Below are 14,506 nucleotides of genomic sequence, written 5' to 3'. Positions count from 1 at the left end.
TGTCAAGGGTGGCGTAAGCTGCCATCAAACATCATATCTGCAATTTTCAAGGTTCAATCTGAGCCTATTTCTTAGACTTCATTTTTTCATAACTCATTTGACACTACCTTTCTTTTATTTCTGCCAGGCGTTCTTTCGCCTGGCGGATTTTTAATTATGAAAAAGCTTCTGCGATCGCGGTAAATCTTCTTGCCCGCTCAGTCAGCTCCGCATAATTTCCTTCCGCGCGCAGCTTCTTGTCCACCAGCATGCTGCTGATACCCGCTCCTGCAAATCCAATCTCCAGGTACTGACGGAAGGTCTCCTCCGTCACACCTACTGTCGCGATGTATTTTACATGGTGAAGCGGCGCATAGATGTCCTTGCAGTACTTGAGTCCCAGGGTTCCTGCCGGAAACAGCTTGATAAAATCAGCCCCTGCCTCATCTGCCTCGCAGATTTCTGTCGGTGTCATCGCGCCCGGCATGGACACCAGCTCCTGCTCCAGCGTCTCCTCTACCACCGCTCTGGAGAAGTTTGGAGATACAATAAATTTTGCGCCGGCCTCCTTCGCGTTTCTTACCTGCTCCCGGTTCAGCACGGTTCCTACGCCCAGAAGCAGCTTTCCCTGAAATTTCGCATCCAGAGCTTCCACATTTTTTTTGATGGTATCCAGCGTATTCGGATCTGCGGGATCGTAAGTAATCTCGAACGCCCGGATTCCCCCTTCATACAGGGCCTCGCTTAGTCTCAGCAGCTCTTCCCCGTAGATGCCTCTTGTGATAACAATAATCTTATTTTTCTCAATCTTCTGAATTGTGTCTGATCTGCTCATACTCTTTCGCTCCTTTTTTGTCTGTGACCTGTTTTTACACTTCACTCTCTTGCTGCTCACTCTGTGACAATGCCTTTTGGCTCCTTCCCTGCTTCCATCAGATACAGGTCTTCCATAACCTTGCGGTTCATCTGATACATACAGGTCCGGTTGTAGATTGCACTGTGCGGAGTGATAATTACATGTGGAATTCCGCACAGGGGATGATCTGCCGGTATCGGCTCTACCGCAGCCGCATCTGCGGCGTAGGCGAAGATCTCTCTGTTCTTCACCGCCTCATAAACCGCCATTTCATCCACAATGGCGCCCCTGGCTGTATTGACGAGAATTGCGTCCCGTTTCATCAGCTTCAGCCTCCCGGCGTCTATCAGCTTTTCGGTAGAGGCGTTCAGGCTGCAGTGGACAGACACAAAATCTGCCTGGCTGAGAAGCTCTTCCAGAGATACCGGCTCATAGCCCATATTTCGAATCTTCCTGTCCTCCAGATATGGGTCATACACGATTACACGGTTGTTGAAGCCATATTTCATAATCTGTGCAAAACGGCCTCCGATGCTTCCCAGACCGATAATCCCCGTCACCGCATCCCGAATCTGGTACCCTACCAGCTCCTGGCGGTCTGTGTTCCAGTTTCCGCTTCTGGCCTTTCCGTCCGCCGTAATGATATTCTTGGCCGCCGCAAAGAGCAGGGCTGCCGCCTGCTCAGCCACCGCGTCGTTTTCTACCTCGTGGGGAATCGTGGTCGCATAGACTCCATGGAGGGCAGCGCTTTTGACATCTACGTTGTTATATCCGATGCCATGGCGGGCAATCAGCTTCACATCCTGGTTCAATGAAAAGAAGGTTTCCCCAAAATAGGGATGATTCCCGAGAAACACATACCGGAAACCGCGCAGCCTCTCTGCCAGCTCCTCCTGCGTCGTCTCCTCAGGAAGGAGCATTTTCTCCACCTCCACGCGAGCCTCAAGCTCCTCAAGATTCTCTGGGAATTCTCTTCCAAAGCTTGTAATATTGATAATTGCCAGCTTGTTCATCTCTCTACCTCATTTTATAAAAGGATCTCTGTCCGCCGCCCGCATTATCTAAAATGCTTTAATACATTTTCCGCTGATATTCTCGACATTTCGCGGACCGCTCCGTCCGTGACCGCTGCCATATGGGGCGTCAGCACCGTATTCTCACATTCAGACAGCTCAGCGTCCGTCGAGGGCTCATCCCAGAACACATCCGCCCCGTATCCGCCAAGCCTGTGTTCTTTGAGTGCCTCCAGAACCGCTTCCTTATCTACCAGCTCCGCTCTGGCTGTATTCACCAGAATCGCGGTATCCTTCATCATTCCCAGCGTTTCCCGGCCTATCAGGCCGCGGAAGGCTTCCACCGCCGGAAGATGCAGGCTGATAAAATCACAGCTCTGCAGTATGGAAGGAATATCTGCCTTTCTTACATGGAACTCTTCCATAAAATTCTCATCATAATATTGATCAAAAGCATAAATTTCACACTGAAATCCGGAAACTCTTCTCGCAACGCCCCGGCCGATAGCTCCCAGGCCGATGATTCCGACCTTGCTGTGAAAGAGATCCACTCCCTTTCTCTTCTTCCACACTCCTCTTCGGAAATCTGCGTCTGCCGCCGGGAGATTGTGCGCCAGGCTCAGCATCATAGCCACTGCGTGATCAGCCACCGCTTCACTGTTTGCATTTCTGGCTATCTCAAGAGCTATGCCGTGCCTTTTCAGAGATTCTATATCTACATGATCGCAGCCTACTCCGTACCGGGAAACCACCTTTAACTTCTTACAGGCGTCAATCACCCGGTCTGTCAGATTCTCTGTTCCAAGAATTACGGCATCCTTATCAGAAAGAAGCTCCATCAGCTCATCCTCATTCATAATCCTTCCATAAGGATTTCTCTGAATTTCGAAGCCCGCTTCCTCCAGTTCCTCGAAAACGCCTGGATCAGCGCTTCCAAATGAATTGGATGTAATTAACAACTTCATTTTCTAACCTCCCCTCCTTTTCCGTCATTTTTACCACAATGACTATATCACAAATGCTTTTTTACGTCAAAAAGCCCATTTTTACATAGTGTGTAACACTCTATTACATTCTTTTTCTGTTTTTCCCGTATATTTATTGACCTTTTCGCCCTATTTTTTTATAATTTAAGCAGCAAGTGTTTTTACCCCCCCCCTCAATTTTTACACGCTTATTCTGATCATTCTCATATTTGCCACAATATGGCACTAAATTTCCGGAGGATTTTATGGAAAACTATCGCAAAAGTACAATACTGGAAAAAATTATTGACTATACAAGGGCCTCTGTCCTTGACGGGAGCCTTTCGTTTGAGCAGTGCAACGCCCTGAACCTGGCTCTTGATCTGAAAATGGATCGGAGTAATGTCTCAAGAATTCTGAACCAGCTGTTTAACGAGCTTCTTCTTATTAAAATAAACGGACGGCCCACCATTTTCATTTCCCGCGATGTCCTTTCCGAAGAGTTCCCCTATGCCAAGATACCCCAGATCGTTCCCTCTCTGTCAGCTTTAAAAGAGCATCTGCACCCGGGCAGTACGGACGAGTACAAAGCCTCTGCCAAGGACTTTGATATCATTGGCAATCTGCCCAGAGAAGCGTTGAAGGAAACTGTAGACAAGCTGCTTCCCGTTCTCCTGTGTCCGCCCAGGGAGCCCCTGCTCTTCATTGTGACAGGAGAAAAGGGCTGCGGAAAGAAACACTTCTGCGAACAGCTCTTCCGTTATTCTCAGGACAAAAATATTTTTCCTCCGGGAAGCCGCAGCTTCACCTGTGCCTATCACGAAATCCAGCTGAACCTGCTTCGTTTTCTGGAGCAGCTCGATCCCCAGCAGACGGCCATGATCCTGATTGAGGTCCATGATGAGCTGCTGCCGGATACCATTTATTCTCTGAAGAATGACATTGCAAGCCTGTATAAAAATGCCGGCTGCAGGCCTCCGGCATTGTTTTTTCTGTTTGACAGGGAAATTTCCAATCTGCAGGAATTTTCCTCACTGACGCCATGCATCGTCCGCTTTCCCAGCCTGGACGAGCGTACTCCTCTGGAAAAGATTAAGCTGATTCTTACCTTTGTCCAGGAAGCCGCTGATTTCAACAATATACAGATCCACATGGGGAGCGATGTGATCGTCAGCCTGCTCAGCACCAACTATTCTTACAATATTTATGAACTGAAAAACGAAATCAATTACGCTCTTTCCCACTGCATCTATCTGTCCGGGAGCAGTCCCGTACATCTATCCCTGGAATCCTTTTCCGAAAATATTGTGCGTCCCAGGCACAAAAAGGATCTCCAGACCCGGGAGGCCGCACTGATTGTAGAGCAGTCTATCCCTGCATTCGTGGATTTTTATCCGCAGACCCCCTGCAGCGTTCTGGATTATCTGACCAACAGCCAGGTATCCTCGCTGATGGCCTTAAAACCGCGTCACTTTCTGCAGGACATTGCCCGGCGTGACGTTCTGGAGACGGACACCTCACTGGATGCCCAGCCCTTTACGGAGGAGCAGGCCTCACTTTTCCGTATCCAGTATCTGATCAAAACCGCTCTGGCCAAGACAGCTCTGCGTTTTGACACTGCCCTTTCACGGCGGCTGACCGAAATTCTGGACGCCATGGTGCGCGGAGCCTTTCATATTGAAAACGCGCCCCTGAAGACAGATTTTATCTGCAGCCTACCTGCTCTGGAGCCCGCAGACACCATTATTGACCGGATCGAGCTGCAGCATGCCAGAGAGTTTTCTGCCGAAAACAAGGCCTACATTCAGGCCTTTCTTCACTATGCGCTTCTCGGCCTGCAGAAGAGCACCATTGTATATGTCCTGGTGCTGCATCAGCCTCAAATGGCGCGCAATTACGCTCACTACATGAATTATGTTACGGAAACACGTTCCTTTTACACTCTGGATTACACAGAAGAGGATGCCGAAAGCTTTGACAGATACGCAAGAAGACAAATCAATCTTTTCCGGCAGCTGGATATGAGCAAGGAGTTTCTGATTTTGTGCGACAGGGAGCCTCTGACCTCGCTGGCTCAGCAGATCAGTGCTTCGGTCAATCTGGTCGCGCTGTCTCTCAACCCGGTAAATCTGTCCCTGCTGAATCGTATTTACACGGTCAGCCGCAGCCAGAATATCCACGCTGTCTCCATGTTCCGCAAGCTCCTGAATGAAAGAAAGAAGGAACAGGCAGAGCTCGAACGGGTCGTCTCCAGGTACCCGGACAACTACATTCTGTCCATTTTGGGCTCTCAGTTCGATTCCTTCTTTGAGTTGAACAATACTATTCTGGCCAATAAGCTTCTCTTCGATATTCTCAAGGATATCTGCAGCCGTCTGGGCCTGTTTACCAGCGCCCGCCTGGTTCTCGATTTTCTGCTGCACGGCAACTTCCTGATATCAAGAAGCATTCAGAAGCTTCCCCTTGCCGTCCGCTTTTCTGATAAGCTGCTGGAGCAGTACAGTATGGTATATGAGCTGGTAGAGAAAAAGCTGCTTCAGCCAAGAGAGCTCGGTTCTCTGAATATCAGCCGCCAGGAAATCTATGTGATTTTTCTGCTGCTTCTGGAATATCTGAACGAATAGAAAAGCCGGAGAAAAGCTGTGTAGTGGTTCAGCTTTTCTCCGGACAACAGAGGGTCGCAACACAATTTGTGTTCCTATATGTGGCAATTGCCACTTTTCATTTTTGATTATACACATTTTTGTCTAACTCTGCAATAAGTTTTTCTGTTTTTACTCATTTTTGTGTCTGTTATATTGAAATACACAAAATCCGTTTGACTTTTTATGCAGAATTGACTATCCTATATATAATAGAAAGCTAAAGGACGATTATTCATGAAGAAATTACGTGCAGGCGAGAGACAGACTCAGATTCTGGAGCTGCTGTCCCGCAATGGTTCAATGAAGGTGACAGAGCTGGCAGACTATTTCCAGGTATCGCGGGAAACGATCCGCCGCGATCTGACTGTTCTGCACCAAAAGGGCAGCATCCGCAAATGGTTCGGAGGCGCTCTTCCCAATTCCGAAAAAAATGAATATGATATCCAGGCAATTTCAGAACGCCCCTCTCCGCATTCTGCGGAAAAGATGCAGATCTGCCGGAAAGCCCTGTCCCTTCTTCCTCCGCAGGCCACGATTTTTCTGGATAACGGAAGCACAATCCTCTACCTGGCCCGTTACCTCTCACAGATGTCGGGCTATACCATCATTACGCCTTCCATTGCCTGCGTAAGCATTTGTGCATCCAGTTCCAATAAGATCATCGTCTGTCCCGGGGCCGTAGATCCGCTTACCGTCTCTGCTACAGGCTCCTACGCAGCTGATTTTCTGAATCTGCTGCGCACCGATTTTGCCTTTCTTTGCTGTTCCGGCTTCCGCTCCAACGACGGGCCCACCAGCAACGATCTGGATTACAGCCAGGTGAAGGCTGCCGCCCTGAAAAACACGCAGACCAGCATCGTGCTTTCAGACAGCAGCAAAGCAGGCTACTCTTCCCTTCTGCCCTTTGCCAAATGGGAAGAGATAGACTATCTCATCACGGATTCCGGACTTGACCAGGAGATCTATCAGTCTATCAGCTCCAGGACTCAGGTCATCTTTGCAGACAGATAAAGCATCTATTTTTCCCGGATTGTCAATCCTTTCCGCCCCCGACCGGGATCGTAATTCCTGTCAGATAGGACGCGTGATCTGAAATAAGATAGCAGATCACATCTGCCACCTCTGACAGATGCCCCGGCCGCCCCAGTGGAATGGATGTCTTATAATTCTTAAAAAACTGTTCCGGCTTTACGTCCGTTCCCATACCGCGTCCATATGCCTGCGCGCGGTATTTTTCATCGTTATTGGCAGGCGTACGGTCCAGAATTCCCGGTGCGATTCCGAGTACACGGATGCCGAATTTTCCAAGCTCCTTTCCCCAGGACTGTGTAAAGCTGTGCACCGCAGCCTTGGTAGCCGCATAGCAGCTGTGTCCGACCGATCCCCTCAATCCTGCCTCTGAGGACATATTTACGATGACTCCCTTCCCCTTCTCCAGCATTACACGCGTAACTGCCTGAGACACGAGGAAGGTTCCTTTTTCATTAATGCTTACCAGAAAGTCAAAATCCTCTTCGCTCAGCTCATATTCCGGCCTTTCCTTATAATAATCCACCAGAATTCTCGGACGTGTCACACCTGCGTTATTCACCAGCGCGTCTACCGTTCCAAACCGCTCCACCACCTGGGCTACAGCGGCCTCTACCTCACTTTTATTTCGGATGTCCAGCTTTATAAACATTGTATTGTCATCCAGGGCCTCTGGCTTCGGTTCTGCCATATCAAAAATCGCTGTTTTGGCCCCGCAGTTTTTCAAATCCTCCACAATCGCTTCTCCGATCCCCATGGAACCGCCCGTCACAATTACAATTCTCCCGGTTAAATCGATCCATTTCTTTTCCATTTTCCTTCCGCCTTTCCTGCTGCATACACTTTTGTGTAAATTACAACATTTTTTTGTACTTATATTATTCTATATGACCGATTATAACTTTAATTATTGGTAATTGCAACATTATCTTTTAATAATACCACATAACAAATTCTCTTCCACCCGCTTCAGAATCCCGTACAGCTCTGCCATATCCTGTTCCGAAATCTCCCCCCAAATCTGCTCGTCAAGCTCCCCGAAAATCTTCTGCACCTGCTTTGCCTTCTCCTGCCCCTTTTCTGTAAGACAAATCAGAAAGGAGCGCCTGCAGCCCGGATTAGTCTCACGCTTCAGGAGGCCTGCCTTCTGGAGCTTATCCAGGTTGCGCGACATGGTGGCGGTGTCACGCATGCACAGATCCGCCAGCTCCTTCTGGGTCATGGGGCCTTTTTCCAAAAGACACCGGAGCGTACGGGCCTGCCCCTCTCCCACGGTCAGCCCCAACTCCTGCAGCTTCGGCCCCAGGATCTTTTTCCGTTCCATATCCAGTCTGTGCAGAATCTCTCTGATTTCACCTTTTCTCATATTTTCATCTTAACCTGCTTTCTCTCTTTCCGTTGTTTCCGGATCACTCCAGCTCAAACTGCCCTGTATACAGCTGATAATAACGGCCCTTCTGCTCAAGCAGAGCCTCGTGATCGCCTCTCTCAATGATCTCCCCATGCTCCAGCACCATGATAGCTCTGGAATTGCGGACTGTAGACAGGCGGTGCGCAATCACAAACACGGTACGGCCATCCATAATCGCATCCATCCCTTTTTCTATCAGCCGCTCTGTTCGGGTGTCGATGGAGCTGGTCGCCTCATCGAGAATCAGCACCGGCGGCCGTGCCACGGCCGCCCTGGCTATGGCCAGCAGCTGGCGCTGGCCCTGGGACAGATTGCTTCCATCGCTGTGGAGCATGGTATCATACCCATCGGGCAGCCTGCGGATAAAGGAGTCCGCGTTGGCAATGCGGGCAGCCTCCCTTACCTCTTCATCGGAAGCGTCCAGCCTTCCATAGCGGATATTGTCCGCGATGGTTCCGGTAAAAAGATGAGTCTCCTGAATGACCATCGCCAGCGAATGGCGCAAATCCGCCTTCCGTATCCTGCGGATATCGATGCCGTCATAGGTGATTGTGCCCGACTGTATTTCATAAAACCGATTGATTAAATTGATAATCGTGGTTTTGCCGGCCCCTGTGGAACCCACAAACGCAATTTTCTGGCCAGGCTTCGCATAGAGAGAAATTCCGTTCAGGATCCTTTTCTCCGGCACATATCCAAAGACCACATTTTCAAAACGGACGTCCCCTTTCAGGGATACAAGCCGCGCCTCTGTTCCCTTCTCCGGCACCTTCCAGGCAAAATGCCCTGTGCGCTCCGGCGTCTCTACAAGAGCTCCCTTTTCCTCCCGTACATTGCAGAGCGTCACATCACCCTCGTCGCTCTCCGGCTCCGCTTCCATCAGATCAAAGATTCGCTCTGCGCCGGCCAGCGCGGTCAGCAGCAGGTTTACCTGCTGAGTAAACTGATTCAGGGGCATAGCGCTCTGGCGGACATAGACCAGGTAGGAAGCCAGGCTTCCGATATCCAGAAGGCCGGCTATTGCGTAAAGCCCGCCTACGCAGGCGGAAACCGCATAGTTCAGATAAGACAGGCTCACGATCGTCGGCACCTGCATGCCAGTGTAGGTCAGCGCGCTGGTCGCCTCCTTCCGGTAGCTTTCATTAAGCGCGCAGAAATTTTCAAAATCCTTTTTCTCATGGTTAAAAACCTTCTCCACCTTCTGCCCTGCCATCATTTCCTCGACAAAGCCATTGATCCTTCCCAGCTCTGCCTGCTGCCGCTGGAAATATTTCCGGCTCCTGCTTCCGTTAAACCGGATAAAGGCAAACATCACAGCCAGAAAGACAAGCACTATCAGGGACAGCCGCACACTTAAGACCATCATCATAACCACAGTTCCAAAAAGCATCAGGAAATTCTGAATGATCATCGCAAAGCTGTTGTTCATAGCCTCCTGCACTGTATCCACATCATTGGTGAAGCGGCTCATCAGCTCGCCGTGGGTATGCGCGTCGAAATATTTCAGCGGAAGCTTCTGAACATGCACAAACAAATCCCGCCGAATCTCCTGCACCACCGTCTGGGCCGATTTGATCATCAGCTGGTTATAGCCCAGCGTGGCCAAAGCGCCGCAGAGGTACATGCCCCCCATACGAACGACAGCCCGGACAAGCCCGGACATATCTCCCGGCATGATAAACCGGTTGATCACAGGCTTCAGAAGGTAAGTGCCCATCAGATTGGCTCCTGTGCTGATGCACACAAGCAGCCCTACCAGCAGAAACAGCCATTTATGGTGCCCCAGATAGCCCAGGAGATGAAGCAGTGTCTTTTTCGTGTTTTTCGGCCTTTTGTATCCCGTATACTTATACTGCGCCATTACAGCTCCACTCCTTCCTTCTGGGAATCATAAATCTGCCGGTAGATTTCGCTGCGCGCCAGAAGCTCCTCATGGGTTCCGGCATCACTTATTTTTCCGTCGTCAAGAATCACGATCTGATCCGCGTCCTTCACAGAGGAAATCCGCTGGGCAATGATAATCTTTGTCATAAAAGGCAGATATTCTGCCATCCTCTCCCGGATTCTGCGCTCCGTAGCCGTATCCACTGCGCTGGTAGAGTCGTCCAGAATCAGGACCTTCGGCTTTTTCAGAAGCGCTCTGGCGATGCAGATTCTCTGCTTCTGCCCGCCTGACACATTGACGCCGCCCTGACCCATCTCTGTCTCATAGCCCGCAGGCAGCCGCTCCAGAAATTCATCCACGCAGGCAATCCGGCAGACCTCCTCTACCTCTTCCATCGAGGCATCCTCTCTTCCCCATTTCAGATTGGAGAGCAGGCTGCCCGAAAACAGCGTGTTCTTCTGGAGCACCATGGCAATGGCATCACGCAGATGCTCCATCGGATACTCCTGAACCGGAATGTCATCTACCTTTACCGCACCCTCTTCCGCCTCATACAGCCGGGGAATCAGCTGCACCAGCGTAGACTTGGCGGCTCCTGTCTGCCCGATAATTCCCACCGTCTGTCCTGCCTGAATCCGCAGGTTGATATCAGAAAGCACATACTCCTTTGCTTCCTTCTTATATTTAAACCAGACATGCTCAAAGGAAATATCACCCCGCTCCACCTCGATATCCCTGGCCTGTTCGTCCGTGATGTCAATTTTCTCATCGATCACCTCCATAATGCGGACGCCCGAGGCCACCGACCGGGTCAGCATCAGAAACACATTGGAAATCATCATCAGAGAATTCAGGATCTGAAGCACATAGCTTAAAAATCCCGTCAGCTCTCCTACCTGCATATTCCCCGTCTGAATCAGCTCACCTCCAAAAAGCAGGATTCCCAGAATCGTACCGTACATGACGAACTGCATGGCCGGCATGTTGAGAGCTGCCAGCCGGAAGGCAGTCTCCGACTGAGTCCGCAGGTTCCGGTTGCCTTCCTCAAACTTGGCAATCTCATAATCCTCCCGGACACAGGCCTTGACCACGCGGATCGCTGTGAGATTTTCCTGAATAATGCGGTTCACCGTGTCGATAGCTCCCTGCATTTTGGAATACAAAGGCCTCACCTTCATGGTGATTACAAAGAGAGCTGCCGCCAGAACAGGAAGCGCCACAAAAAAGACAACCGCCAATGTATGGTTTATGGAAAAAGCCACAGCCGTGGCGGCCACCAGCATCACAGGCCCACGGCAAAAGGGACGCATCCCCATGGAAACCGCATTTTGAATATTCGTCACATCACTGGTAAGCCGGGTCACCAGGGAAGAAGAGCGGAAATGATCGATATTGGAAAACGAATAGTGCTGCAGCCTCTCATATTCGGCCCGGCGGAGCTCGGCTCCAAGCCCCTGCCCTGCAAGAGCCGCAAACCTGGCGCTTCCGGCGCCGAGAATCAGCGCAAGCACAGCACAGACCACCATCTGCGCTCCCTTGGTGTATATGTAGCCCGTATCGCCGGAAACCACGCCCACATCTACCAGATCCGCCATGAGCAGCGGAACCAGAAGCTCAAACACAGATTCCACTGTAATGCAGAGCATGGCAAGGGCCGCATATTTCGTATATTTCCCCATATAAGAAAACAGACGCACCAGCATATATGTACCTCCAATTGTTGTATGTGCAATAATTGTATTATCAATAATTTGATTTGTCAATCCTCCCTGAAAAAAGAATTGACAGAGGCAAAAGCCGTGCTATAATTGTTCTAAAAAGAATTGTTCTATTTAGAACAAAAGGAGGCTGTATGAATCAGCTAAGAGGTGTGCTTCTGCTCCACCGGAGAATTCAGAAGCTATATGATCTGCACATGGACGATATCCGCAAAAGCTTTTCTCTCTCCCGCATTGAGATCACGATTGTAAGCTTTCTGCACAACAATCCCGGCCTTGATACAGCCGGAGATATCGTAGAATACCGGATGCTCTCAAAGGGGAATGTCTCACAGAGCGTGGAAGCGCTGATTCAGAAGGGCTATCTGGAGCGCCTTCCGGATTCCGAAGACAGGCGGCGCATCCATCTCCTTCTGACCGATCAGGCCGCAGAAATCGTCCGGCAGATTGATGAGGTCAAGGCCGGCTTCTACCGGACGCTCACAGAAGGCCTCTCGCCTTCCGAGGTGGCGCAATATGCAGCTCTCACAGAAAAAATTACGAAAAATGTCCTGAACGGACTGGAAAGCAGGTGCAACTTAGATGAACAACAGCAAAAATGACAACAGTTTCCTGGGCACAGAACCGGTAGGCCGTCTCCTGATGCGTCTGGCTCTGCCTACCGTAGCCGCCCAGCTTATCAATATGCTTTACAACATTGTAGACCGTATTTACATCGGTCATATTCCGAATGTGGGGGCCACAGCCCTTACAGGCGTGGGCGTGTGCATGCCTCTGATCCTGATTGTATCGGCCTTTGCTGCCCTGATAAGCAATGGCGGAGCGCCCCGGGCTTCTATTTACATGGGTAAGGGAGATTACAAAACTGCAGAATCTGCACTGGGAAACTGCTTTGTAACCCAGATCATTATCTCCGTAATCCTGACCACCGTACTCCTCATATGGAACCATGATTTCCTGATGGCCTTCGGCGCCAGTGAAAATACCATCGGCTATGCCGTCGATTATATGAATATCTATGCCATAGGCACTATTTTTGTGCAGCTTACCCTTGGCATGAACGCCTTCATCACTGCCCAGGGCTTTGCCAAAACAGGAATGCTCTCCGTGCTGATCGGAGCAGTGGCAAACATCATTCTTGACCCCATTTTTATCTTCGGCTTCGGCATGGGCGTAGAAGGCGCTGCTCTGGCTACCATCATTTCTCAGGCCATGTCCTGCGCCTGGGTGCTGCTGTTCCTGGTCGGAAAGAAAACGGCCCTGCGCATCCGCCTCTGCTGCATGAAGCTGCAGCCCTCCATCATTCTTCCCTGCCTGGCACTGGGTGTGTCTACTTTTATCATGCAGGCCAGCGAAAGCGTAATCTCCGTCTGCTTCAATTCCTCCCTGCAGAGATACGGAGGAGACATTGCGGTAGGCGCCATGACCATTCTTTCCAGCGTCATGCAGTTTGCGATGCTTCCTCTTCAGGGATTGGGCCAGGGCGCGCAGCCCATCGTCAGCTACAACTACGGCGCGCGCAACGCAGAACGTGTGAAGAAAGCCTTCTTTCTCCTTCTGAAAAGCAGCCTCTGCTACTCCATCCTGCTCTGGCTGGGCGTTATGCTGTTCCCGGAGCTCTTCGCATCACTCTTCACCAATGACGCTGCTCTGATTTCGTTTACCGGAAGAGCCCTCCGCGTTTACCTGGCTGTCCTCTTCATCTTTGGCGTTCAGATGGCCTGCCAGATGACCTTTATCTCTCTGGGAAATGCAGTCATGTCTGCGCTGGCGGCTATCGTGCGGAAATTCATTCTTCTCCTTCCGCTGATTTACCTGATGCCAAGGCTTCTGCCGTCTGACAAGACCTTCGCTGTGTACCTGGCGGAACCGGTGGCAGATACAATTGCAGTAATCTTTACCGCGACCGCCTTCTTCTTCACCTTCCGGAAGGCGCTGGCGGAGCTGAAGAAACCGGCGTCAGAATAAGACCTGATGACGCAGGAATGCCGCGGAGCACCGAAACTCCGCGGCATTCTTATTTACTGTTACTGTCCCCCGCTGGGCGTATCCCCTTCCTTATACCAAATATCCAAATCCTGCGGCGCTTCCTCTAATGAAATCGCTTCTTTCTCCGGATACATGCAAGCACAGGAAACATAATAAAACCGCAGATCATGACACCCAGACCAGCAGATGAAATCCATTTTGTAGGATAGAAATGATAAATCACCAGTATCATCTCCGTTACGGTCCAGAGCATTACCAGGCCGGAAGAAAGCGCACACGACATCTCCATGCTGAACGGATTACTGCCAGGGCGTTTTTTCGAAAGACTGGTATGGGTAAACAGCGACAAAAATGCTAGCAGAAGAAGCGCCCACAGTATCCACTTCCCCGCAAAACCGTTCGGCTCCCCGCTGCTATTCCAATGTATAACAAGCTCCCCTTCGATCAAAAAGTTTCCTGCCAGCGTAAATACGACAGACAGTGCCAGCATAGCAAGCGAAACTATTCTCCATAATCTGACTGGCGGCAAATGAAACATTTCATTCTTCCTTCCATTTCTACTGTTCTTTCCTCCATTATGAATCCCCCGGCAGTCTCTTTCAAATCGTTTCTTTCTCTGGAAAAAACCGACTGATGACAATTCTGGTAAGTTTCATTTCTATTCCAAGCATAGATCGCTTGTTTTTGAGGGGAAATTATGATAAAACAACGCCATAAAGGAGGCGATCACATGTTAAATATCCGGCCCATCTCGGATCTGCGAAATCATTTTTCTGAGGTTGAAAATGACGTTCTATCGAAAGGCGAACCCGTTTTTCTCACAAAAAATGGCTATGGTTCCATGGTTCTGCTTAGTCTGGAACAGTACGAAGAATTGATAAACGATGCGGAGCTGGCGCTGGATGAAGCAGATCGTGCCGCTGACCTCTCTGACATCCGTTATACTTCCAGCGAGGTTTTCAGCCGGGTCAGGAGGCGCATTCATGAGCAGAAAGCATTATGAACTGAGATTTCTT

The 14,506-nt window shown here is 50.2% G+C and carries 13 protein-coding genes; 5 read left to right on the top strand and 8 right to left on the bottom strand.

Annotation, left to right across the window (positions count from 1 at the left end):
- Window positions 1–154 precede the first annotated feature (154 nt).
- From B5E77_RS15120 to B5E77_RS15110, 3 genes are read right to left on the bottom strand one after another with little or no spacing between them, the layout of a single operon-like run.
- The gene (locus tag B5E77_RS15120) at window positions 155–814 is read right to left on the bottom strand and encodes a bifunctional 4-hydroxy-2-oxoglutarate aldolase/2-dehydro-3-deoxy-phosphogluconate aldolase (RefSeq protein ID WP_087166187.1); all 660 of its coding nucleotides are present in this window, start codon (window positions 812–814) and stop codon (window positions 155–157) included.
- 56 nt (window positions 815–870) lie between these two features.
- Entirely contained in the window at window positions 871–1,848 is a 978-nt protein-coding gene (locus tag B5E77_RS15115; RefSeq protein ID WP_087166186.1) for an NAD(P)-dependent oxidoreductase, read from the bottom strand.
- A 44-nt stretch (window positions 1,849–1,892) separates the two neighbouring features.
- The gene (locus B5E77_RS15110) at window positions 1,893–2,813 is read right to left on the bottom strand and encodes a phosphoglycerate dehydrogenase (RefSeq protein WP_087166185.1); all 921 of its coding nucleotides are present in this window, start codon (window positions 2,811–2,813) and stop codon (window positions 1,893–1,895) included.
- 266 nt (window positions 2,814–3,079) lie between these two features.
- Here B5E77_RS15110 and B5E77_RS15105 point away from each other — a divergent pair, with 266 nt between their 5' ends.
- Together B5E77_RS15105 and B5E77_RS15100 are read left to right on the top strand one after the other, a co-directional pair.
- Window positions 3,080–5,437 (top strand): hypothetical protein, encoded by a 2,358-nt coding sequence (locus tag B5E77_RS15105; RefSeq protein ID WP_087166184.1) that lies wholly within the window; start codon window positions 3,080–3,082, stop codon window positions 5,435–5,437.
- 255 nt (window positions 5,438–5,692) lie between these two features.
- The gene (locus B5E77_RS15100) at window positions 5,693–6,469 is read left to right on the top strand and encodes a DeoR/GlpR family DNA-binding transcription regulator (RefSeq protein ID WP_087166183.1); all 777 of its coding nucleotides are present in this window, start codon (window positions 5,693–5,695) and stop codon (window positions 6,467–6,469) included.
- Between the two features lie 22 nt (window positions 6,470–6,491).
- Here the strand turns inward: B5E77_RS15100 and B5E77_RS15095 are convergent, their stop codons facing one another.
- The 4 genes from B5E77_RS15095 to B5E77_RS15080 form a co-directional block, all read right to left on the bottom strand.
- On the bottom strand, window positions 6,492–7,301 hold the full coding sequence (locus B5E77_RS15095; RefSeq protein ID WP_087166182.1) for a sorbitol-6-phosphate dehydrogenase subunit: 810 nt from the start codon (window positions 7,299–7,301) through the stop codon (window positions 6,492–6,494).
- 111 nt (window positions 7,302–7,412) lie between these two features.
- Complete coding sequence (locus B5E77_RS15090; RefSeq protein ID WP_087166181.1) at window positions 7,413–7,853, bottom strand: MarR family winged helix-turn-helix transcriptional regulator; 441 nt, start codon at window positions 7,851–7,853, stop codon at window positions 7,413–7,415.
- A 43-nt stretch (window positions 7,854–7,896) separates the two neighbouring features.
- Window positions 7,897–9,759: an ABC transporter ATP-binding protein gene (locus B5E77_RS15085; protein WP_087166180.1), complete on the bottom strand. Its 1,863-nt coding sequence runs from the start codon at window positions 9,757–9,759 to the stop codon at window positions 7,897–7,899.
- A complete protein-coding gene (locus B5E77_RS15080; RefSeq protein ID WP_442911342.1) occupies window positions 9,759–11,483 on the bottom strand; it encodes an ABC transporter ATP-binding protein in 1,725 nt (574 codons plus the stop codon). The genes B5E77_RS15085 and B5E77_RS15080 overlap by 1 nt, the downstream gene beginning before the upstream one ends.
- Before the next feature lie 152 nt (window positions 11,484–11,635).
- Between B5E77_RS15080 and B5E77_RS15075 the strand changes: the two genes are divergently transcribed.
- Entirely contained in the window at window positions 11,636–12,103 is a 468-nt protein-coding gene (locus B5E77_RS15075; protein WP_087166178.1) for a MarR family winged helix-turn-helix transcriptional regulator, read from the top strand.
- Window positions 12,084–13,469 (top strand): MATE family efflux transporter, encoded by a 1,386-nt coding sequence (locus B5E77_RS15070; RefSeq protein WP_087166177.1) that lies wholly within the window; start codon window positions 12,084–12,086, stop codon window positions 13,467–13,469. Before B5E77_RS15075 ends, B5E77_RS15070 begins: the two co-directional genes overlap by 20 nt.
- 124 nt (window positions 13,470–13,593) lie before the next feature.
- Here B5E77_RS15070 and B5E77_RS15065 read toward each other — a convergent pair whose 3' ends face one another.
- Window positions 13,594–14,028: a DUF1648 domain-containing protein gene (locus B5E77_RS15065; protein ID WP_143468649.1), complete on the bottom strand. Its 435-nt coding sequence runs from the start codon at window positions 14,026–14,028 to the stop codon at window positions 13,594–13,596.
- Window positions 14,029–14,220: 192 nt separating this feature from the next.
- Between B5E77_RS15065 and B5E77_RS15060 the strand changes: the two genes are divergently transcribed.
- The gene (locus B5E77_RS15060; protein WP_087166175.1) at window positions 14,221–14,493 is read left to right on the top strand and encodes a type II toxin-antitoxin system Phd/YefM family antitoxin; all 273 of its coding nucleotides are present in this window, start codon (window positions 14,221–14,223) and stop codon (window positions 14,491–14,493) included.
- Window positions 14,494–14,506 lie beyond the last annotated feature (13 nt).

It is taken from the genome of Lachnoclostridium sp. An131 (genome assembly GCF_002160825.1).
Lineage (GTDB): Bacteria > Bacillota > Clostridia > Lachnospirales > Lachnospiraceae > Laedolimicola.
This window is presented reverse-complemented; position numbering and strand designations above follow the sequence as displayed.